The organism is Lactococcus sp. EKM203L, assembly GCF_011800585.1.
GTDB classification, from domain to species: domain Bacteria; phylum Bacillota; class Bacilli; order Lactobacillales; family Streptococcaceae; genus Lactococcus; species Lactococcus lactis.
In genome coordinates, this window is sequence record NZ_JAALEQ010000001.1 from 521,771 (window position 1) to 544,600 (window position 22,830).

The 22,830-nt window shown below is 35.8% G+C and carries 23 protein-coding genes; 22 read left to right on the top strand and 1 reads right to left on the bottom strand.

The window, feature by feature from the left end; genetic code table 11:
• The first annotated feature begins 1 nt into the window (after position 1).
• From HFD15_RS02735 to HFD15_RS02815, 17 genes are all read left to right on the top strand, one after another.
• Positions 2 to 628: a hypothetical protein gene (locus HFD15_RS02735; protein ID WP_017864740.1), complete on the top strand. Its 627-nt coding sequence runs from the start codon at positions 2 to 4 to the stop codon at positions 626 to 628.
• A complete protein-coding gene (locus tag HFD15_RS02740) occupies positions 612 to 1,064 on the top strand; it encodes a hypothetical protein (RefSeq protein WP_003130012.1) in 453 nt (150 codons plus the stop codon). Before HFD15_RS02735 ends, HFD15_RS02740 begins: the two co-directional genes overlap by 17 nt.
• Positions 1,065 to 1,159: 95 nt before the next feature.
• A complete protein-coding gene (locus tag HFD15_RS02745) occupies positions 1,160 to 1,999 on the top strand; it encodes a thymidylate synthase (RefSeq protein ID WP_058208494.1) in 840 nt (279 codons plus the stop codon).
• 106 nt (positions 2,000 to 2,105) lie between these two features.
• A complete protein-coding gene (locus tag HFD15_RS02750) occupies positions 2,106 to 2,552 on the top strand; it encodes a MarR family winged helix-turn-helix transcriptional regulator (RefSeq protein WP_003130017.1) in 447 nt (148 codons plus the stop codon).
• Positions 2,549 to 3,922, top strand: a complete 1,374-nt coding sequence (locus tag HFD15_RS02755) for an MFS transporter (protein ID WP_058208495.1) — start codon at positions 2,549 to 2,551, stop codon at positions 3,920 to 3,922. Before HFD15_RS02750 ends, HFD15_RS02755 begins: the two co-directional genes overlap by 4 nt.
• 223 nt (positions 3,923 to 4,145) lie before the next feature.
• On the top strand, positions 4,146 to 4,898 hold the full coding sequence (locus tag HFD15_RS02760; RefSeq protein WP_167593186.1) for an SDR family oxidoreductase: 753 nt from the start codon (positions 4,146 to 4,148) through the stop codon (positions 4,896 to 4,898).
• 14 nt (positions 4,899 to 4,912) lie between these two features.
• Complete coding sequence (locus tag HFD15_RS02765; protein WP_023188739.1) at positions 4,913 to 5,281, top strand: DUF2255 family protein; 369 nt, start codon at positions 4,913 to 4,915, stop codon at positions 5,279 to 5,281.
• Between the two features lie 26 nt (positions 5,282 to 5,307).
• Positions 5,308 to 5,622 carry a carboxymuconolactone decarboxylase family protein gene (locus HFD15_RS02770; protein ID WP_021469567.1) on the top strand — a complete coding sequence of 105 codons (315 nt, stop codon included), beginning with the start codon at positions 5,308 to 5,310 and terminating at the stop codon, positions 5,620 to 5,622.
• Between the two features lie 12 nt (positions 5,623 to 5,634).
• Positions 5,635 to 5,928: an antibiotic biosynthesis monooxygenase family protein gene (locus HFD15_RS02775; protein ID WP_023188740.1), complete on the top strand. Its 294-nt coding sequence runs from the start codon at positions 5,635 to 5,637 to the stop codon at positions 5,926 to 5,928.
• Positions 5,929 to 5,943: 15 nt separating this feature from the next.
• On the top strand, positions 5,944 to 6,345 hold the full coding sequence (locus tag HFD15_RS02780; RefSeq protein WP_010906023.1) for a cupin domain-containing protein: 402 nt from the start codon (positions 5,944 to 5,946) through the stop codon (positions 6,343 to 6,345).
• A gap of 143 nt (positions 6,346 to 6,488) precedes the next feature.
• Positions 6,489 to 7,199: a phosphoribosylaminoimidazolesuccinocarboxamide synthase gene (purC, locus tag HFD15_RS02785; RefSeq protein WP_010906022.1), complete on the top strand. Its 711-nt coding sequence runs from the start codon at positions 6,489 to 6,491 to the stop codon at positions 7,197 to 7,199.
• Positions 7,200 to 7,421: 222 nt separating this feature from the next.
• Entirely contained in the window at positions 7,422 to 7,685 is a 264-nt protein-coding gene (gene purS, locus HFD15_RS02790) for a phosphoribosylformylglycinamidine synthase subunit PurS (protein WP_010906021.1), read from the top strand.
• Positions 7,685 to 8,356 carry a phosphoribosylformylglycinamidine synthase subunit PurQ gene (gene purQ / locus HFD15_RS02795; RefSeq protein WP_023188741.1) on the top strand — a complete coding sequence of 224 codons (672 nt, stop codon included), beginning with the start codon at positions 7,685 to 7,687 and terminating at the stop codon, positions 8,354 to 8,356. Before purS ends, purQ begins: the two co-directional genes overlap by 1 nt.
• Positions 8,357 to 8,572: 216 nt before the next feature.
• The gene (purL, locus tag HFD15_RS02800; protein ID WP_023188742.1) at positions 8,573 to 10,792 is read left to right on the top strand and encodes a phosphoribosylformylglycinamidine synthase subunit PurL; all 2,220 of its coding nucleotides are present in this window, start codon (positions 8,573 to 8,575) and stop codon (positions 10,790 to 10,792) included.
• 111 nt (positions 10,793 to 10,903) lie between these two features.
• A complete protein-coding gene (locus HFD15_RS02805; protein ID WP_023188743.1) occupies positions 10,904 to 11,749 on the top strand; it encodes an oxidoreductase in 846 nt (281 codons plus the stop codon).
• 114 nt (positions 11,750 to 11,863) lie between these two features.
• Positions 11,864 to 13,363, top strand: a complete 1,500-nt coding sequence (gene purF / locus HFD15_RS02810; protein WP_023188744.1) for an amidophosphoribosyltransferase — start codon at positions 11,864 to 11,866, stop codon at positions 13,361 to 13,363.
• A gap of 109 nt (positions 13,364 to 13,472) precedes the next feature.
• A complete protein-coding gene (locus HFD15_RS02815; protein ID WP_058208497.1) occupies positions 13,473 to 14,096 on the top strand; it encodes an NADH dehydrogenase in 624 nt (207 codons plus the stop codon).
• 32 nt (positions 14,097 to 14,128) lie between these two features.
• On the opposite strand, the gene HFD15_RS02820 is transcribed toward HFD15_RS02815, so the two are convergent.
• Positions 14,129 to 15,469 carry a hypothetical protein gene (locus HFD15_RS02820; protein WP_058208498.1) on the bottom strand — a complete coding sequence of 447 codons (1,341 nt, stop codon included), beginning with the start codon at positions 15,467 to 15,469 and terminating at the stop codon, positions 14,129 to 14,131.
• Positions 15,470 to 15,675: 206 nt separating this feature from the next.
• On the opposite strand from HFD15_RS02820, the gene HFD15_RS02825 reads away from it, so the two are divergent.
• The 5 genes from HFD15_RS02825 (at position 15,676) to HFD15_RS02845 (ending at position 22,811) form a co-directional block, all read left to right on the top strand.
• Positions 15,676 to 16,482: a hypothetical protein gene (locus HFD15_RS02825; RefSeq protein ID WP_023188746.1), complete on the top strand. Its 807-nt coding sequence runs from the start codon at positions 15,676 to 15,678 to the stop codon at positions 16,480 to 16,482.
• Between the two features lie 187 nt (positions 16,483 to 16,669).
• Positions 16,670 to 19,273 (top strand): ATP-dependent chaperone ClpB, encoded by a 2,604-nt coding sequence (clpB, locus tag HFD15_RS02830; RefSeq protein ID WP_058208499.1) that lies wholly within the window; start codon positions 16,670 to 16,672, stop codon positions 19,271 to 19,273.
• A gap of 182 nt (positions 19,274 to 19,455) precedes the next feature.
• Positions 19,456 to 20,478: a phosphoribosylformylglycinamidine cyclo-ligase gene (gene purM / locus HFD15_RS02835; RefSeq protein ID WP_161934620.1), complete on the top strand. Its 1,023-nt coding sequence runs from the start codon at positions 19,456 to 19,458 to the stop codon at positions 20,476 to 20,478.
• Positions 20,479 to 20,506: 28 nt separating this feature from the next.
• The gene (gene purN, locus HFD15_RS02840) at positions 20,507 to 21,055 is read left to right on the top strand and encodes a phosphoribosylglycinamide formyltransferase (protein ID WP_023188749.1); all 549 of its coding nucleotides are present in this window, start codon (positions 20,507 to 20,509) and stop codon (positions 21,053 to 21,055) included.
• Between the two features lie 166 nt (positions 21,056 to 21,221).
• Entirely contained in the window at positions 21,222 to 22,811 is a 1,590-nt protein-coding gene (locus HFD15_RS02845) for an ABC transporter ATP-binding protein (RefSeq protein ID WP_023164306.1), read from the top strand.
• Positions 22,812 to 22,830 lie beyond the last annotated feature (19 nt).

Consider the following 22,830-nt stretch of genomic DNA (forward strand, 5'->3'; position numbering starts at 1 on the left):
TATGTCAAAAATAGTTAATAACATGACTCCTTTAGGATTTGTAGATAAAAGTAGAAAGAAACGATACTATATCAATCAGAATACAAAAGAAATTTATGTAGCCGAGGAACCTACTCAAAAATCAATAAGTATTATAATGTTTGCGATAATTGTTTTTCCTACTTTTCTTTCTTCTTGGGCTGAAAAGAGTTCTAGAAACTTTTTTATCCATACTAACTTTAAATATAATATTTTAATAATATTTTTGATTTTATTGGTCACACTATCAGTAATTGTATTAGAGATTTTCTTTTTTGAAAAATTGTACACTCATTATGTCAAACGAATAAATTATCAAAAAGAAGAGATTTCACTAGCTATGAAACAAAAAATACTTTCTACGGGAATTAAGATGTGGTATTTTACAAGAGTTTTACTTTTTGTAGTTCCATTTATATTTTTGGGATTAGCCATCAGTTTTATTATGACCTCTCAGTTGACCATACTTGTTTTGACTGTCTGTTTTGCACTGTTAATTCTAATCCTTTTTCCAATTACAAAAAGAACTTTCCAGACAATTGGAATATTAAAAGGACTAGTACAATTATCTAGGAATGTAAAGGATGTAAAGGATGAAAGAAGAGATTGACGAAAATAAAGAAAAAGAAGTGATTCAAAAAGCATATAAATATAATATCTTTCTTGGAATCTGGATTATCGCTGTATTCATCATTTTTTTGCTACAAATAACAAAAATTATTACAGACCAATATTTAACTTTAGGTTTTGGTTTAATTATTTTAATTTATGCGATTGCTCTTCATACCCAAAATCATAAATTAAAAATAAAAAGTATTGCTTCGATTTTAGTATATGGTCTTAATATCTTGAGTGTTATTGGTGTTGTTTTGATTATTTTAGCAAATCAGGCGCATAATCTTTTGGAGTTAGCGGTAGGGGTCTTATTGGGATTGGTGACGCTTATCTTACAAGTTTCAGCTGCTATTTTTGCACTATTGTCAGCGAGAAAATTGCGAAAACTCTATCCTGATATTCTTGATAATAGAAGAAAGAATACAAATTAGTATCTTATTTTTTACAAGTAAATATTTGATAAATGCTATTGAATCAAAATAGCAGACTGTGTTATAATGAAAGGAATAAAAAGATAGGAAGATTCATGACTTACGCAGACAAGATTTTTAAACAAAATATCCAAAATATCCTTGATAACGGTGTTTTTTCAGAAAATGCACGTCCCAAGTATAAGGATGGTCAAACCGCAAATAGTAAGTATGTAACAGGCTCTTTCGTTACTTATGATTTGCAAAAAGGTGAGTTTCCAATTACCACTTTGCGTCCAATTCCAATTAAATCGGCAATTAAAGAATTGATGTGGATTTATCAAGATCAAACAAGTGAACTTGCTATTCTTGAAGAAAAATATGGAGTCAAATACTGGGGCGAATGGGGAATTGGCGACGGTACGATTGGACAACGCTATGGGGCAACTGTCAAAAAATATAATATTATTGGAAAATTATTGGATGGTTTAGCAAAAAATCCTTGGAATCGCCGTAATATCATTAATATTTGGCAATATGAAGATTTTGAGGAAACTGAAGGACTTTTGCCTTGTGCTTTCCAAACAATGTTTGATGTTCGCCGTGAACAAGATGGTCAGATTTACTTGGATGCGACTCTTATTCAACGTTCAAATGATATGCTTGTTGCGCATCATATCAATGCCATGCAATATGTTGCTTTACAAATGATGATTGCAAAACATTTTTCTTGGAAAGTTGGAAAATTTTTCTATTTCGTAAATAATTTGCATATTTATGATAATCAGTTTGAACAGGCAAATGAGTTAGTTAAGCGAACAGCTTCTGACAAGGAGCCCCGTTTGGTGCTTAATGTTCCTGACGGAACAAACTTTTTCGATATTAAACCAGAAGATTTTGAGCTTGTGGACTATGAACCGGTAAAACCTCAATTAAAATTTGATTTGGCAATTTAGATTAACCAAAAAGTTACTGACAGAACACTGTCAGTAACTTTTTTATTGATAAAAATTTAAATATTGTTCGTTGACGAACAAAAAAGATTGTGTTATAATAATTCGTATGCGAACTAAAAAAGAAGCAATTGGACGACTTTTAAAAGTTGCCAGCAATCAAATGTCACGAGAGTTTGATAATTTTGCAGCTCAGCTTGATTTGACGGGTCAGCAAATGTCAATATTAGATTTTCTTGGAAACCAGAGTGAAGAAGACTCAGGAAAAGAAATCAGTCAGACGATGATTGAATTAGAATTTAATATCCGACGTTCTACAACAACGGAAATTTTGCAACGTATGGAAAAACGGCAGTTGATTAAGAGAAAAGCGAGCCCAACAGATGCTCGTCAAAAATCAGTTGAATTAACTGAAGAAGGTAAACAATATCTACCTGAAATTAGAACATATATCCAAGGTCATAATCAAAAAGCTTTGGCGGGTTTGTCAGCAGAGGAGATTGCTGCAGTTGAAAAATTTCTTAATAATTTTAGCATGCAGAAAGGAAAAGAATGAACACAGAATTAGAAACAAATACAGCCAATCATAAAATTAGCGCGAAAACGCGCTTTTCAATTGTCGCCGTGGCCCTTGTGGCTTTTATGGGGATATTAGCAGAAACAAGTTTGAATGTCACGTTTCCAACGCTTGAAAAGACCTTCGGACTTCCACTGAGTACGGTTCAGTGGGTAACGACCGCTTATTTATTAGTTGTTGCGATTGTTATGCCAACGAGTTCATATATTAGTCAACGCTTTCAAAATAGGACTTTATTTTTTTCAGGACTAATCTTTTTTACCCTTGGAGATTTACTGAGTTTAATTTCTCCGAATTTTACTATTTTAATGGCGGGACGCTTAATTCAAGGAATCGGGACTGGTATTGCCATTCCATTGATGTTTAATCTTGTCTTAACTAAAATTCCGCGTGAGAGAGTAGGACTTTGGATGGGATTTGCTGGGATGATTTTGAGTATTGCCCCAGCACTTGGACCAACTTATGGTGGACTTTTAACAGGGACTTTAGGTTGGCGAATGATTTTTGCAATTATTTTGATTATCCCAATCTGTCTCTTTCCTTTAGGAGCTTGGGCTATTGAGAAAAGTGAAAAAAAACGTCCAGGTAAATTTGATTTTATTGCTTTTATATTTTTGTCATTAGCAATGACCAGCGCTCTTTTAGCTTTAGATTCACTTTCAAGTGCTCATTTTTCATGGATCTGGTTAGTGGTCTTTATCTTGGGGTTGATTGCTTTTATTTGGCGTTCAAAAACAAGTACATTGAATTTTATTGATATCAATGTTTTTAAGAGCCCAACTTTTACTTTGTCTGTCCTAGTTTATTGTATTTTACAATTTGTCAATTTGGGAATTAACTTTATCATTCCTAACTTCTTACAAGTTTCGTTAGGAGCTACAAGTACATTAGCAGGTTTTGCTTTATTGCCTGGTTCATTAATTGGTTCAGCAGCACAAGGTCCAATTGGTGCGCTCTATGACCGCAAAGGGGCCAAGAGGATTTTATATAGTGGAAATACTGTATTCTTTATCGCTCTTGTTTTATTAACGATTTTTACTAAGAATCTGACTTTACTGGGTGTAATGGGACTTTATGTTGTATTCACAATTGGTCGTTCTTCAAGTTTTGCAACAACCATGACCAATAGTTTAGCTCAACTTCCTCATGATAAAGCTGCCTCTGGTAATGCTTGGTTTACTACAACTTCTCAATTTGCAGCGTCAGCAGGAACGGCTACAGCTAGTCTTATTGCAACAAAATCAAGTAATTTAACAACAGGAACTCAACATGTATTTATGTTTTTCCTTTGTCTTGCTTTGCTTAATTTTGTCTTCTATACTTTGATTTTGAACAAGAAGATAAAATAAATCTGATTAAAAAAGTTTCGTAATGATACGAAGCTTTTTTTATAATTTAATATAGTATGCTTAAAAAGCATAATTATTGATATAAAAAGCATTTCACGGCAGGTAAAAAATATTTTATAATAAAATCATCGAAAAGATAAAGCAATGTGAAGCTTTTGAGTTGACTTGAAGTGAACTTCAAGGAATATAATGAAAACAGAAGTTAAAAATGAATGGAGAAAAAATGTCAAACAATATTGAAAACAAAGTCGTCTTAATCACAGGAGCCTCAAGCGGTATTGGCCAAGCAACTGCTGAATTACTTGCTAAAAAAGGAGCCAAAATTGTACTAGCAGCAAGGCGTGAAAATCGTTTGCAGGAGCTGGCTGATAAAATTAAAAAGGCTGGTGGACAAGCAATCTATCAAGTGACAGATGTAACTAATCCAGAAGATAGTAAAAAGTTGGTACAATATGCGAAAGAAAATTTTGGCAAAATTGATGCTATTTTCTTGAATGCAGGAATCATGCCAAGTTCCCCTTTATCAGCTCTTCATGTTGAAGAATGGGAAAATATGATTGATATTAATTTAAAAGGTGTACTTAATGGGCTTGCTGCTGTACTGCCTGAATTTACAGCTCAAAAATCAGGACATGTTATCACAACGAGTTCAGTTGCTGGCCTAAAAGCATATCCCAATGGTGGTGTTTATGGGGCAACAAAATGGGCGGTTCGTGAATTAATGGAGGTACTCCGAATGGAATCTGCTCAAGAAGGAACTCATATTCGGACAGCTACTATTTATCCGGCTGCTATAAATACTGAGTTACTGAATAAAATCACTGACAAAGATGCAGCAGAAGGAATGACAGCTCTGTATGAACAATATGGGATTAGTCCAGAGGCAATTGCTCGCATTGTTGCTTTTGCTCTTGAACAACCTGAAGACGTTAACGTCAGCGAGTTTACTGTTGGACCTACAACACAACCTTGGTAAGAAAAGGAGAAAAAATGAAAATTGATGTCAAAAAGTTTTCTAAGATACAAGATATTTATATTAGCCCAGACCCGCAACAACATCGTCCTGCTTGGATTTGGTTTGCTTATATTGATGATGATTTAGCGGTAGCAGCAGGTCGCGGAAGGGCATCAAGTTGGTGGAATTCGGCAATGATTTCACGTAAGGGTCAAATTCACATTGACGGGAAAGTCTATCAAGTGGAATTTGAACCTGTGACAGATAAAGAAAATATTGATAAATTTATTGATTCTTATCGACAACGTTCAGGTTATAGCTGGGACCCTGCTTGGGAGAAAAATTTTAGACCGACAGTGATGCGCCTAAAATTTTTGAAGGAACTTGGAAAAAGCACAAGATAAAATAATTAAAAAAATTGGAGGTTTAAATGGAAAAACAAACCGCAGGACATGAACAACTTGGAGAATTTGCTCCAAAATTTGCTGAATTAAATGATGATATTCTTTTTGGAGAAGTCTGGAGTCGTGAAAAAGAACTTTCAGCACATGAACGTAGTGTCATTACGATTACTGCTTTGATTGCTGGTGGAAATTTTGAACAATTAAATTTTCATATGGCAAAAGGAAAAGAAAACGGAATAAGTCAGGAAGAAATTTCAGAAATAATTACTCATCTGAGTTTTTATGTGGGGTGGCCAAAGGCTTGGTCGGCTTTTAATATTGCAAAAAAAATTTGGGAATAAGAGGAGAAAGCTATGACAATTACGGTCAACATTTTGTACCAAGGTGAGGGGGAGAATGCCCGTCTTTTTGCTGACGAAATGGTCAGTTCTGGTCTTGTCTATAAAATACGTCAACAAAGTGGAAATTTACGTTATGAATATTTTGTTCCTTTGGATAATCAACAAGCAATTCTATTGATTGATGAATGGGAAAACCAAGAAGCAATTGACATTCATCATAAAAGTCCGATGATGACAAAAATTGCTGAATTGAGAGAAAAATATCAACTGCGCCTAAAGGTAACGCGTTATCAACAGATTGATTAGAAAAGAGAGAACGAAATGAATAAAAAAGAATTAGAGAATGCACTTATTTTTCCTCAAGGTGAAAAAAATCCTTATGGCGCTTATTTTACTGGCCAATCTTATTTAGAAGGAATGATTGCGGATAAGGACTTGCCCTTTGGTGTGGGAAATGTGACTTTTGAGCCGGGCTGTCGTAATCATTGGCATATTCATAAAGATGGTTATCAAGTTTTATTGGTTACAGCCGGTGAGGGATGGTATCAAGAAGAGGGTAAGGAGGCCCAACTTTTACATGCGGGCGATACAATTGTTACTCATGCAGGAGTTAAACATTGGCATGGAGCGACAAAAGATAGCTGGTTCAGTCATGTGGCCATTACCGCAGGAGAAGCAGTTTGGTTAGAAGAAGTTTCTGATGAACAATATGAAAACTTATAAAATAAAAGAGTATTTCCGAACATTCAGCAAAACCGAACAATAAATTGAAAAAGTTCTAGTTTTATCCGCTAGAGCTTTTTTTATTTGGCTCATTAGAATAGAATAAGAAGCATAAAGAATTCCTTAAATGGATGGAGGATATTGTGGAAAAAGAAAAGTTGCTCTATGAAGGAAAAGCTAAGAAACTGTATTTTACTGATGATTCAGAGGTACTCTGGGTGGAATATTGTGACCAAGCGACTGCATTAAATGGTGCTCGTAAAGAACAGATTACGGGAAAAGGTGCTCTAAATAATCAAATTACTTCATTAATTTTTGAAAAATTAAATGCTGAAGGTTTAGAAACGCATTTCATAGAAAAGTTATCAAAAACCGAACAATTGAATAGAAAAGTTTCAATAATTCCTTTAGAAGTTGTTTTAAGAAATGTTGTTGCTGGTTCTTTTGCCAAACGATTTGGTCTTGAAGAAGGAATTGTTTTACAAGAACCAATTGTTGAGTTTTACTATAAGGATGATGCTTTAGATGACCCATTTATTAATGATGAACATGTTAGATTCCTGAACATTGCAACTTATTCAGAGATTGAATTTTTAAAGAGTGAAACGCGTAAAATCAACGAGATTCTTAAAAAAATCTGGGCTGAAATTGGCTTAACTTTGGTTGATTTCAAACTTGAATTTGGCCGTCTTGCTGACGGAAGAATTATTCTTGCTGATGAAATTTCACCTGATACTTCACGTCTCTGGGATGCGAATGGTCAGCATATGGATAAAGATGTTTTCAGACGTAATATTGGCGATTTAGTTGAAACTTATACTGAAGTTTTGAATTTGTTAGAAAATGCGAAATAAATGAGTTCTAGTTTTTAGGACAGTTCCTCACATCTTATATTAACTGAGTTCGGGCCGCTAAAAGTTCTAAAAATAGGTAGCTACGCTGTCCATTCTTGCTACGCGACTAAAGTCGCAAGGCGAATAGCAACTGGAACCGGCGTAAGCGCAGAACAAGATTTTCCTAATTTTCGTCACTTTTGAACTAGCGTCCCTCATATCTTATATAGAAAGAATTTTAAAATGACTAAAGTACGTGTTTACGTGGCTTACAAAGCCTCAATTCTTGACCCTCAAGCCCAAGCGATTAAAGCGGCAACTCATAAAATGGGTTATCAAGAAGTTACAGAATTAAATGTTGGAAAATTTTTCGATTTTGAATTTGATGCAGAAGCTGAGATTGCTCGCGCAAAAGCAATTGAAATTGCCAATGAATTGTTGGCAAATCCAAATATGGAAACTTATAAAGTTGAAATTTTGAATGAACAAAGCGAAGGAGCTAATTAATGAAATTTGCAGTCATTCAATTTCCAGGGTCAAATTGTGATTTTGATTTACTTTGGGCAATTCGTGATGTTATGGGAGCTGGGGCAGAATTTGTCTGGCATGATGAGAAGTCGCTTGCAGGTTTTGACGGAGTGTTGATTCCAGGGGGCTTTTCTTATGGTGATTATTTACGCTGTGGTGCGATTGCGTCATTTGCCAATATTATGCCGGAAATCAAACGTTTGGCTAAAGAAGGAAAACCGGTTTTTGGCACTTGCAATGGATTTCAAATTTTGGTTGAATCTGGGCTTTTACCGGGTGTATTGATTCGCAATGAGGGTTTGAAATTTGTTTCCAAATGGCAAGCTCTTAAAGTTGAAAATAATCAAAGTAATTTTACGACTGAATATGCCAAAGACGCTTTGATTAATTTACCAATTGCTCACGGTGAGGGTCAATATGTTGCTGACGAAGCTCAGCTTGCTGAACTTAAAGCAAATGGGCAAATTATTTTCACTTATGCTGACGAAAATCCAAATGGGTCAGTTGAAAATATTGCTGGAATTGTCAATAAAGAAGGAAATGTGCTTGGGATGATGCCTCACCCTGAGCGGGCTATGGAAGAACTGCTTGGTGGGGCTGATGGAGTACATTTGTTTGCTTCTGTCTTGAAAAACTTTGTTGGAAAATAAAAAAATTACTGACAGAATTTAGATTTTAAAAAACGAATCTGTCAGTAAATTTGTAATTTGAAATAATTGAATTCAGAGCGCTGAAAGCTTTTAAAGTAGAGAATATACAAGTTGCATTTCTATTGGAACGTATATTCTTTAGACTACTAATGCAGTAAATTGTGTAGTTTTCTACGTTTTTAAGCAAGCGTTTCTCATATCATATAGGAGAATAACATGACTTTGGAGATGTCACCAGAACAGATTCAAGAAAGCAAAATATACCGTGAGTGGGGACTGACGGATGAAGAATATTTGAAAATCAAGGATGAGATTCTTGATGGCCGTTTGCCAAACTTTACGGAAACTGGGATGTATGCCGTGATGTGGTCAGAACATTGCTGCTACAAAAATTCAAAACCTGTCTTAAAAAAATTTCCGACGACTGGGCCACAAGTCTTGATGGGGCCTGGTGAAGGAGCTGGGGTTGTGGATATTGGTGATGATTTAGCGGTTGTTTTCAAAGCTGAATCTCATAATCATCCATCTTACGTTGAACCTTATGAAGGTGCAGCAACTGGTTCTGGTGGTATTATTCGTGATATTTTTTCAATGGGAGCTCGTCCAATTGCAATTTTGGATAGTTTACGTTTTGGGCCAATTGACAATGGTAAAACACGTCATATTGTGGACCAAGTGACAGCCGGGATTGCGGGATATGGAAACTGTATTGGAATTCCGACGGTTGGTGGCGAAGTAGCCTTTGATGAATCTTACGCTGGAAACCCTTTGGTGAATGTCATGTGTGTGGGTTTGATTGAACATAAACGCATACAAAAAGGACAAGCTAAAGGTGTAGGGAATTCTATTTTTTATGTCGGAGCGAAAACAGGACGTGACGGCATTCATGGGGCGTCTTTTGCTTCTAAAGAATTTGGTTCTGGTTCAGAAACACAACGTTCAGCGGTTCAAGTCGGTGATCCATTTATGGAAAAATTATTGCTTGAAGCTTGTATTGAAGTCATTCAAAATCATGGCGATATTTTAGTCGGAATTCAAGATATGGGAGCAGCTGGATTGGTTTCATCTACATCAGAAATGGCTTCAAAAGCTGGGTCAGGTCTGCGTCTTAACTTGGATAATGTGCCTCAGCGTGAAACAGAAATGATTCCTTATGAAATGATGCTGTCTGAGTCTCAAGAGCGTATGGTGCTTTGTGTCAAAAAAGGACATGAACAAGAAATTATTGATTTATTTAAAAAATACGACCTTGATGCTGTGAATATTGGGCAAGTGACTGATGATGGCTTTTATACGCTTTATCATAAAGGGGAAATGGTGGCTCATGTTCCAGTTGATTCATTGGCGGAAGATGCTCCAACTTATTACCGTGAGGCAAAAGTTCCTGAGCGAATTCAAAAATTTACTGACAGCGAAAAATATCTTCCAGAAATTACTGACAGCTCTGTCATTGAAATTTTCAAAAAACTTTTGGCTCAACCGACAATTGCTAGCAAGAAATCAATTTATGAAACTTATGATTCGCGCGTGATGACCAACACTGTTGTTGCACCAGGCTCAGATAGCGCAGTTTTACGAGTGCGTGGCACTAACAAGGCACTTGCGATGACAACAGACTGTAATGCTCGCTATCTCTATCTTGATCCAGAAAAAGGAGGAGCAATCGCAGTTGCTGAAGCGGCTCGTAATATCGTGGCCTCTGGTGGAAAACCGCTTGCGATTACTGACTGTTTGAACTTTGGAAATCCGGAAAAACCAGAACAATTTTGGGAATTAACAACGGCGGCTGACGGAATTTCACGTTCTTGTTTGGCTCTTGATACACCGGTTATTTCAGGAAATGTTAGTCTTTACAATGAAACAAACGGTTCAGCTATTTTACCTACGCCGATGATTGGAATGGTTGGTTTGATTGAGAATGTAAAAAATATTACGACTCAAGAATTTAAAAAAGCAGGTGATTTGATTGTTTTGGTTGGTCAAACCTTTGATGATTTTTCAGGTTCTGAACTTCAAAAAATGCTGACAGGAGAAATTTCTGGCAGAATTGATTTTGATTTAGAAACTGAAAAAATCAATCAAGATTTTGTTTTAAAAGCAATTACTGACGGATTGGTCAGCTCAGCACATGACTTGGCAGAAGGAGGATTGGCGATTGCTCTAGCTGAATCTGCTTTTGCAAATGGCTTAGGCGTTGATGTGAAAGTTGATTTAACCAATGCCCAATTATTCTCAGAAACGCAAGGTCGCTTTATACTCTCAATTTCACCAGAAAATCAAGCTACTTTTGAAAAATTACTGACAGAAAGTTCTGTCAGTGGCGAAGTAATCGGAAAAGTTACTGACAGCGGAATTTTGGAAATGAATGAACTTTCTATTTCTACTGATGAAGCTGTCAGCATTTATGAAGGAGCGTTGCCAGCTCTGATGAAATAAAAGTTGATATAGATGTCTTTTTTTACTTAAAATTAATAAAAATCATTTACTTTACACTAAAGAAACAAAGAAGTATAATTTTGTTATATTTAATCGAAAGAAGGTTTCAAAATGCAAAAAGATGAAGTATGGCTTGTTACTGGAAGTTCAACGGGTTTTGGTAGAGCTTTGGTTGAAGAATTAATTGCTCAAGACTATAAAGTAGTTGCTACTGCTCGCCAATTATCAACTTTGTCAGAGCTTCCTGACAAAGAAAATATTTTAAAAATAAGTCTTGATGTGACGAAAGGAGATTCTATTCAAAAAGCTGTTGCTGAAACAATCGCTAAGTTTGGACGAATCGATGTTCTGGTTAACAATGCAGGATTTGGCTATTTTGGTGTCATGGAAGAATCTGATCAATCAGCAGTGCGTAAGATGATGGACACAAACTTCTGGGGAGCGAATGATATGACCTTAGCGGTTCTACCATATATGCGTAAACAAAAATCGGGGCGTATTCTAAATACGGTATCCCGTGGTGGACTGACAACAACCGAAAACCTTTCTTATTATCATGCTACAAAATTTGCTATGGAGGGACTTTTTCAAACGCTCCGAAAAGAAGTTGAACCTTTAGGAATTTTTGTGACAAATATTGAACCTGGTTCTTTTCGGACAGATTGGGCAGGGCGTTCTAAAGAGAGTGCGCCAGATAAGTTTTCAGATTATGAAAAGGCGCATAAACTGCTTGAACATCTAAATTCATATTCTGGCACTCAGGTAGGGAATCCAGCATCGGCAGCCAAAGCATTTATCAAAGTTTCCAAACTTGAAAATCCACCAATGCACTATCTTATGGGCAAAGATGCTTACCAACTTTCTAAACAAGTTTTTGAAGAAGCTCTTGCCGAATTTAAAAAATATAAAGAAGATGCCAAGCATCTTGATTTTGGAGATGAAGATTATTGGAAATGATTTTTCCGAACAATTAACTTGAAAAAATTAAAAAAGTCCTATTAGGACTTTTTATTTCCAAACAATATAGATAGAATTAAAATATAATAAAAGAATCGATAGAGGGAAAAAATTATGTTTGGCAAAGAACAGACGCTTGATTTAATAGTGTTGAGGAAGAATTCGTCCAATGAAAATAGTTGGTGGCAACAACATCCAGATGACGAACGATCTCATTTAAATGAAGAATGTGGACTTTTCGGTGTTTGGGGACATCCTGATGCCGCTCGCCTGACCTATTTTGGACTTCATGCTCTCCAACATCGTGGGCAAGAAGGTGCAGGGATTTTGGTCAATAATAATGGCAAACTCAATCGTCATCGTGGTCTGGGTCTGGTCACAGAAGTTTTCCGTGATGAAAAAGATTTGGAAGAGCTGACAGGCTCAGCAGCCATCGGTCACGTCCGTTATGCCACGGCTGGTTCAGCGAATATCAATAATATTCAACCTTTCCAGTTTGAATTTCATGACGGAGCACTTGGGCTTGCCCACAATGGAAATTTAACCAACGCCCAATCATTGCGCTGTGAACTTGAAAAATCAGGGGCAATCTTCTCCAGTAATTCAGACACAGAAATCCTCATGCATTTGATTCGCCGTAGTCATCATCCAGAATTTATGGGCAGAGTCAAAGAAGCGCTCAATACGGTCAAAGGTGGCTTTGCCTATCTCATTATGACTGAAAACTCAATTGTCGCAGCCCTTGACCCTAATGGATTTCGACCACTCTCAATCGGAAAAATGAGCAATGGTGCGCTCGTTGTGGCCTCAGAAACCTGTGCTTTTGATGTCGTTGGCGCCACTTGGATTCAAGATGTTCAACCCGGTGAAATCATTGAAATTAATGATGACGGCATTCATGTGGACCAATTTACTGACAGCATCAACATGACCATTTGTTCAATGGAATACATCTATTTTGCCCGTCCTGACAGTAATATCGCTGGAGTTAATGTTCATACTGCCAGAAAACGTTCAGGAAAAATTTTAGCCCAAGAAGCCCAAATTGATGCTGATATTGTCATCGGTGTTCCTAATTCATCACTCAGTGCTGCTTCAGGCTACGCTGAAGAATCTGGCTTGCCTTACGAAATGGGCCTGATTAAAAATCAGTATGTGGCAAGAACCTTCATTCAACCAACTCAAGAACTTCGTGAACAAGGCGTTCGCATGAAATTGAGTGCTGTTCGAGGTGTTGTAGAAGGAAAACGCGTCATTATGGTTGATGATAGTATTGTGCGTGGGACAACCAGCCGTCGCATTGTCAAACTCCTCAAAGACGCAGGCGCCGCTGAAGTTCATGTGGCAATAGCCAGTCCCGCTCTCAAATATCCATGTTTTTATGGCATTGATATTCAAGATCGTGATGAACTCATCGCAGCTACACACACGACTGATGAAATCAAAGAAGCTATCGGAGCAGATAGTCTGACCTATCTCAGCCAGACAGGACTTGTCAAAGCGATTGGTCATGATAAACTTTGCTTGTCATATTTTGATGGCGAATATCCAACGCCGCTTTATGATTATGAAGCTGACTATTTGGAATCGTTAGCGAAAAATAGCGTGAAATAGAAAACTAGAGGATTCACTCTAGTTTTTTTAGCTAAATTCTAAAGCGATTATTTTAGATTACTCCTTTTAATATGTTAGGATAAGAAATAAAAGCAAGTGAGGTGAGCAAATGATTATTACAATAGTTGGAGGAACAGGACTAGTTGCCCAAGGTATTTTCAAAGAGCTTGCTCAAGTTGTGGATTATGAATTACACAGTTTATCAAGAAATGGTAAATCTAAAGATAATCTAGTTGAGCCAGTCCTCTATCATTCCGCTAATCTAAATGAAACCGGTGATTGGCAAGAACTTTTACAAAAATCAGATTGGGTGATTGATGCGGTAGGAATTCTATTTCCAAGTAAATCAAAGGGAACAACTTATGAAAAAAATAGTATTCAACCAGCAAAAATAATTATTGATACAATAGTTAACTCAGAAAATCAATGTCTTTTTATTTCGGCAAATGATGGTCCTTTTTTTATGAATGACTATATGAGAGCTAAAAAAGAAGTGGAGGCTTATGGTCAAAAACGTTTGAAATCAAGATTTGTTTCTGTTTTTCCAGGAATTGTCTATGATGCTTCACGAAAAAGCAGTTATTTTCCAGCACGCCTATTGGAACCACTCATAAAAATTCCAATTTTTTCTTTCTTAAAAAGTTATCGTCCAATTAAACGAAGTCAATTTGCTAAAGAGATTCATAAAATTATCGAAGGAAAAGAAAGTTCACTGACCTCTCGTATTAAATAAAAAACTCATGTTTAGACATGAGTTTTTCTAATTTACTTTGATTTTTTAAGAAGTGGAACTATTTTTGGATAAATAAGATAGGCGATGATAATTAAGATAATCAATGACGTAGCAATAAGATTCCATGATTTCATTAGTTCAATACTTCGAGCTGTAGGAATAGGGGTTGAAGTAATAACGAACAGGGTCTTGATAGATAAGCCGTTTTTCATGATGATGAGTGAACCTAAAAGCATCAACAAAAATTGGTGAAGAATACTTCCGATATTTTGAATGGTATATTTTACCCAGATCCGTTTATCTTCAACGATATTAATAGTACTTTCATAGTCTTGAGTTAAGCTTGAATTTAAACTTCCTTTGAATAAGCTAGTAAGGAATAAACCTAGAGCAAATAGAGGACTAAAAACAATCAAAAGTAAACCTAGAAAAATGCCGATTAAAGAGTAGGTTTTGACATTATTTCCAAGTAAATTTTTGACCTTAGAGGCAAAGACAATTCCTAAAACATAAGGAAGATAAAACTGTAAAAATAAATGCTGATGACCATAAAAACCAGCGACATACAAAGAACAAAAAAGAAATAAATAATTTCCCACTGCCCCATTAATAGCTGTCAAATATGATAATTTACGAGGGATATTTCTTTGAATTTTATTTTTGAAAAAATTCGTAGCGACAATATAGAGAGTGACCAAAAAGAAAAATCCGAAAATGAAATAATCAAATTCTAAACTATTGGCAAGTAATCGACTTGAACGTAATAGAAAGAGGCAAACAAAAAATAAAGCAAATAAAATAAGATATTTATATGAAGCTTTTTCTAAATCATTTGGATCAACTTTGTAATTGTCCAAATTTCCAACTAATTGGAAGGAGAGAAGATAAACTATTCCATAGAAGACAAAGAACAGGGGATATTTTAGAGAAGGGGATAAGACAAAAGAAAAGCCAAGGGCTAAAAATAAAAGTAAGCTAACTAAGGTTTTTCCTTTGATAAGCTGGTTAGTATTTTTTAGATAATAATTTACCGAAGTGTTTGACATCGGCAACCAAGCTGCACTCACTCCTAAAAGAATACCGGATAAAGTATAGAAAGGAAAGTAGAAAGAACCAATAAAACCAAGTAAGCAACCAAGTAAACCGGCATACAATGAAATTTTTAAAAGACTATAGCTGTTAATTCTTGTTTTTATTCCCCTTATAAAGAATACGCCAGTCATTCTGAAAGTATAAAAGAGCAAAAAAGGAAGGAGGGCAAGAAGCGAGGTTCCTTTTGCAATTTGAATAAAAATCATGAATGGAAGGACAATAATTGTATTACTTAATATTAAGAGGGCAGACTTTCCCAAAGAATTTAGATGTTGAGTCATTTTTCTCCTATCTTTTCTATTTTGACATCTAAATCCATTATAAGGCAAAGTGTATTAAAAAGACAGCTTCACTTTTTTTGATAAAAATCTAATAAGAGACTTCTTCCGTTTTTTTGTAAAACTAAAATATTAAATTGACAAAAAATTAACAAAAGAATATAATATTAGCAACATAATAATAACGCTTTCAAAGGAGGAAGTAAATTATGAAAAAAATATTATTGGCTATATTAATAGTTGGAACCACCATCGCTGTGGGATTTCGAGTGAGTGCCGATAGCCTGGTTTATCGTCTATATAATCATAATACCGGAGAGCATTTTTATACTACAAGTGCAACTGAACGAGATTTTGATATTAAGGTTGGTTGGACTGATGAAGGATTAGGTTGGGTAGCGCCAGATAAAGGGACAACGGTTTATCGGATTTATAATCCCAATGCTGTGGGTGGTGATCATTATTACACAAAAAGTAAGTATGAAGCGCAGTCTTTGGTAAATAAAGGCTGGAAGTGGGATAATCAAGGAAAAGCAGTTTTTTATTCAGGCGGAAATTTGCCGATATACGTTGCTTATAATCCCAATGCCCAATCTGGTGCCCATAACTACACTGGTAATTCAAATGAAGAAAATAACTTGATTAATATTGGTTGGAAATATAAAGCAGTCGCTTGGAATGCTGTCAGTTTGTCAGTAAATCCTTCAAATAATTCTTTGCAAGAACTCGCTGATGGGATGAATGCAGAAAGTTCAAACATTATTTCTGAAAGTGGAGGAATTTTTACTAAGGCAATCGTTACTGTCAGTGGTAATACACTCGTTATTACTTTTACACTTTCTCAAAATATGGGAGTGGTCAGTCCTGATGAAATAGTAGGAATGAAAAATAATTTAGCATCCCTATTTAATGAAAACGAATCTATTTTTAAAAGTATAGGTATTGCCAACCTTTCAGTTAGATATAATTTTAAAAATCCTGACGGAAGCTTAGCAGCAAGCATTGCTTATCCATGAAATAACTGATTTTACTTATAAATATTAAAACTACTGACAAAAAATTGTCAGTAGTTTTTGTATATAATAAAAGTCAAAAAAACGAATCAAAAAGTTTGACCATTACTGACCAAAGTATTATAATTAGAATGTAGTGAGAAAAAGATAATAATCACTACTAACTATGAAATCGAAATGAGGTGTTTTTATGGACATCGAAAAAATGACAACAACGATGCAAGAAGCACTTGGTTCAGCGCAACAAATTGCGCAAGTTCGTCATCACCAAGTGATTGAAGTTCCACATTTATGGCGAATTTTTGTTCAACCTAATAGTTTTGGGGCGAACTTTTATAAAGATTTAGGGATTGACCTAGATGACTTTACAAATTTAATTGAAAAAGAAATTGACAAAATTAATTCAGTAGAAGGTTCAAATATTACTTATGGTCAAAACCTAAGTCCAGATTTGTTCCAAATATTTACTGAAGCAGACAAAATTGCGCAAAAAAAGGGCGATGAATACTTATCAACTGAGATTATTCTCCTTGCCCTCTTTGAATTAAAACAAAATCCATTGACCAGTTATTTGGTTAGCCATGGACTAACAAAAGCAAAAGCGCAAGCTGCAATTGAAAAATTACGCGGAGGTGATAAAGTGACCAGTCAAAATGCAGAAGAAACATACAAAGCACTTGAAAAATATGGGGTAGATCTCGTTGCTCAAGTTAAATCAGGTAAACAAGATCCTGTCATTGGACGTGATGAAGAAATTCGTGATGTCATTCGAGTGCTTTCTCGTAAAACAAAAAATAACCCCGTTCTTATTGGTGAACCTGGGGTTGGTAAAACAGCCATTGTTGAAGGATTGGCACAAAGGATTGTCAGAAAAGACGTTCCTGAAAATCTGAAAGATAAAACAATCTTTTCACTTGATATGGGTGCCCTGATTGCAGGAGCGAAATATCGTGGTGAATTTGAAGAACGTTTGAAAGCAGTCCTTAATGAAGTGAAAAAATCAGATGGACAAATTATCCTCTTTATTGATGAACTTCATACGATTGTTGGTGCAGGTAAAACAGAAGGTTCAATGGACGCTGGGAACCTTTTAAAACCAATGCTTGCACGTGGTGAACTCCATTTGATTGGGGCAACTACCTTGGATGAATATCGTAAATACATGGAAACAGATAAAGCACTTGAACGTCGTTTCCAAAAGGTATTGGTTACTGAACCTACTGTTGAAGATACAATTTCAATCTTGCGTGGTCTAAAAGAACGTTTTGAAATTCACCATGGAGTGACCATTCATGATAATGCTTTAGTCGCAGCAGCAACCCTTTCAAATCGTTATATTACTGACCGATTTTTACCAGATAAAGCCATTGACTTGGTTGATGAAGCCAGTGCAACAATTCGTGTAGAAATGAATTCACTCCCAACTGAACTTGACCAAGCTAATCGTCGCTTGATGCAATTAGAAATTGAAGAAGCGGCCCTCAAAAAAGAACGAGATGATGCTTCTAAGAAACGTCTTGAAATTATACGTGGTGAAATTGCTGAACTTCGAGAAGAAAATAATCAACTCAAAGCTCAATGGGAAGCTGAGAAAAAAGAAGTGGGCAATATTTCTGAAAAACGAAATGAATTAGAACATGCTCGCCACGAATTGGAAGAAGCTCAAAATGAAGGAAACTTAGAAAAAGCAGCAGCCCTTCGTTATGGTAAAATTCCTGAAATTGAAAAAGAACTCAAAGCTATTGAAGAAAAAGCAAAATCAGATGATTTATCCTTAGTTCAAGAATCAGTCACTGAAGAACAAATCGCTGAAGTGGTTGGACGCATGACAGGTATTCCAATTACCAAATTGGTTGAAGGTGAACGTGAAAAATTACTTCACTTGCCAGAAACACTGCATCAAAGGGTCGTTGGACAAGATGAAGCTGTTGAAGCCGTATCTGATGCCATTATCCGTGCGCGTGCAGGAATTCAAGACCCTAATCGTCCACTTGGCTCATTCCTCTTCCTCGGTCCAACTGGGGTAGGTAAGACCGAACTCGCGAAAGCTTTGGCTGAAAATCTCTTTGATTCAGAAGAACATATGGTTCGGATTGACATGAGTGAATATATGGAAAAACACTCTGTCTCTCGGTTAGTCGGAGCACCTCCAGGATATGTCGGTTACGATGAAGGAGGCCAATTGACTGAAGCCGTTCGTCGTAATCCTTATACAATCATCTTGCTTGATGAAATCGAAAAAGCACATCCAGATGTCTTCAATATCTTGTTGCAAGTTTTGGATGACGGCCGTTTGACGGACTCTAAAGGTGTTCTCGTTGACTTTAAGAACACAGTGTTGATTATGACTTCAAATGTCGGTTCTCAATATTTGCTTGATAATGTTGGAGAAAATGGTGAAATTTCGGAAGAAACAACTGAAAACGTGATGGCTCAACTTCGGGCACATTTCAAACCAGAATTTCTAAATCGAATTGATGATACCATTCTTTTCAAACCATTGGCACTTGAGGATATTAAGAATATTATCGTTAAAATGACTAGCCAACTTTCACATCGTCTTGAAGAAATGGATGTTCAACTTGAGTTGAGTGAAGAAGTAAAAGTTTGGATTGCCGAAAATGCTTATGAACCAGCTTATGGTGCACGTCCACTCAAACGTTATTTGACAAAAGTCATCGAAAATCCATTAGCTAAGCTGATTATCGGCGGAAAAATTCCACCAAAATCAAAAGTTATTGTAACGCTTGTAGATAACAAGATTGACTTTGATATTCAAACGATTGCTGAATAAATAGAAAAAAACCGTTAGCTGATGCTGGCGTTTTTTTATATTTGATAGACAATTACAGTTGAAATGATTTGTTATTTCCGAACGATTCAATCGAAAAGTTTCAGTACTACCCGCTGGAACTTTTTTTATGTTTGAAAATCATTTAACATGGAAGTAGAATAAAATAAATCAGAAAATGGAGAATGACAGTGTCTGAGAATGCGTATGCAAAATCTGGGGTAGATGTAGAAGCAGGATATGAGGTGGTTTCTCGTATTAAGAAGCATGTGGCTAAAACCGAACGTTTGGGTGTGCTTGGGGCACTGGGTGGTTTTGGTGGAAGTTTTGATTTATCTGTGCTTGATGTGAAAGAGCCTGTATTGATTTCGGGGACAGATGGTGTGGGAACTAAATTGATGTTAGCCATTCAAGCAGACAAACATGACACGATTGGGATTGATTGCGTAGCCATGTGCGTCAATGATATTATTGCTGCTGGGGCTGAGCCATTGTATTTTTTGGATTATATTGCTACAGGGAAAAATATTCCTGAAAAATTGGAGCAAGTTGTGGCTGGAGTGGCCGAAGGTTGCTTGCAAGCAGGAGCAGCTCTGATTGGTGGAGAAACAGCTGAAATGCCCGGAATGTATGATGAAGATGATTATGATTTAGCTGGTTTTGCTGTGGGTGTGGCTGAAAAATCACAATTAATTGATGGCGAAAAAGATGTGGAAACGGGCGATGTTTTGCTTGGTCTTGCCTCATCTGGGATTCATTCTAACGGATACTCTTTGGTTCGGAAAGTTTTTGCTGACTTTGATTTGAATGAATCGTTGCCTGAACTTGACCAATCTTTGATTGATTCTCTTTTAACTCCGACAAAAATCTATGTCAAAGAGCTTTTACCCTTGATTAAACAAAATAAAATAAAAGGGATTGCTCATATTACAGGCGGAGGATTCCATGAGAATTTACCAAGAATGTTCGGAAATAGCTTGTCAGCTGAAATTGTTGAAGGTTCTTGGAATGTTTTACCAATTTTCAATGCTCTTGAAAAATATGGGGATATCAAACATGAAGAAATGTATGAAATTTTCAATATGGGAATTGGAATGGTAATCGCTGTTGCTCCTGAAAATGCTGAAGCTCTCAAAAAAGAGTTGAATGCATTTGAAATTGGTAAAATGGTCAAAAGACAAGATTCAGCAGTAGTGATTAAAAAATAAATTTTTTTCATTGAGAATAGGGGATAGCGTGAAAATTGCAGTATTTGCATCAGGAAATGGCTCAAACTTTCAAACACTAGCTGAACAATTTCCAGACCAAGTGAAATTTGTTTTTTCAGACCATCATGATGCTTATGTACTTGAACGTGCTGAGCGATTAGGGGTGGCAAAGGCAAGTTTGGAGTTAAAAGAATTTTCTTCAAAAGTGGATTATGAGAAGGCTTTGGTGGAAATTTTAGAAGACCAAGAAATTAATTTAATTCTCTTGGCGGGCTACATGAAAATCATTGGTGCGACGATGTTATCAAAATATAAAGGAAAGATAATCAATGTTCACCCTTCTTATCTTCCAGATTTTGCTGGTTCACCTCATGCGATTGAAGAATCACATGAGGCAAAAAAGGGGTTGGGAATCAGTATTCATTATGTTGATGAGGGTGTTGATACTGGGGAATTGATTGCTCAAATCCCGCTCGCTTATCACGAAGATTTAGAAGTCTATGAGCGTTCTGTTCATGAAGCAGAGCACAAGCTCTATCCAGAAGTCGTTCGCCAAATTATACTTCATCAGCAATGATGAAGTTTTTTTCTTACGTTTTAGCTTAATAAAAATAAGAGAAAATTTTCAGTTCTTTTAAGAAAATAAAACATCTAAAATACTTTTGTAAGCGCTATTTACTTTTGAAATTTAAATGCTAAAATGTAGTGGTAACATAATCTTAAGTAAAATAAGAGAAGGAAAAATGGTAAAGTATCTTAAAGAATTCAAATTTGAAAATTTTATGGTTTTCTTACTTATCACGATTGATATTGCTCTTGCGGTCTTGAGTTCGGTCTTTTTAGCAAATGTGCTCAATTCTTTGATTGCAAAAGAGATGAATCAATTTTTCTTATGGTTAGCTATTGATATTATCCTTTGGATGGTCGATAGTTTTGTTCAAGGAGCGCGTGATGTTTGGAAAGAAATTGCCATACAAAAACAGCTTAATGCCGTACGCCGGGATATCATTGAGCCTCTGACGGAAATTTCTTATTCTGATTTTGAAAAAAATAGTAAGGAAGATTATAATTCGTGGTTAAATAATGATACAAAACTACTTTATGATAATGGTTTCCACCAGATTTATTTTGTTTATACGGGAATTGTTGCGATGCTATTCTCAGGAATTGCTATTATCTTTTTCCACTGGGTATTGCTTTTGACAACCCTTTTGGTTGGAGCACTTTTGTTCTATTTTCCAAAAATGTTTAAACAATCAGTGGAACGAGATACGGAACAAGTGTCGGAGCTTGCAAATGATGCCTTAGCGACATCTACGGATTACTTGCGTGGTTATGAAGTGCTTTATCATAATAAACAATTGGGTCTTATGCAAGAGCGAACCATGGGGAAATTTAATCAATTAGCTACGGCGAATGTGAAATTAATTTTTACTCGTGCTTGGATGCAGTATTCTTTATTAGGGACAAGTATGTTAGGGCAGTTTTTGATTTTAGCTGTTGCTGGTTTTCTTATCATGAATGGGCAAATTGGCATTGGTGTTGTCATGAGTGTCGGAAATTTGTCAGGGACAGTAACTAATTACTCAAAAAGTGTAGCAAATAGTTTAATATTGCTCAATGCAACTGGAAAGCTGCTAGAGAAATATGGAAAAATTACTGACGAATCAAAAGTTACTGACGGAGAAGAAGTGACAGCTTTTGAAAGTAAATTAGAATTAAAAAATCTGGCAGTTGCATTTCCTGATGGGCAAAAAATTGAGTATCCAGAAATTGTCATTGAAAAAGGAAAAAAATACGCGATTATTGGCGATAGTGGAAGTGGAAAATCAACCTTGATTAATTTGTTGGTTGGGAATAAGCAAGACTATGAAGGAGAAATTTTATTAGACGGGAAAGATTACAAAGGAATTAATCGAAAATCTTTACCTCATGTGATGAGTGTGATTATGCAATTTCCCTATCTTTTTAAGGAAACAGTAGAAGAAAATTTGACTTTAGGGCGCAAAATTTCGCCAGATATCTTTGATAAATCGATTAGAATTGCTTGTGCGGATGACTTTGTATTTAATAAACTTGATACGGTTTATGATAAAAATTTATCAGGAGGTCAGCAAGAAAGATTATCTGTTGCTAGAGAACTAATGGGCAGTAAGCCAATTTTAGTGATGGATGAAAGTACGGCGAGTGTTGACAAAAAAACAGCTCTAGCTGTAGAAAAAAATATTTTAGAAAATCCTGATTTGACGGTGATTATGATTACACACCATCTATATGATGAAACTCAAAGTTATTTGGATGAGGTGATTCATTTAGGACAGGAAATTGCTTAAAAAATAAATTTATATTAAA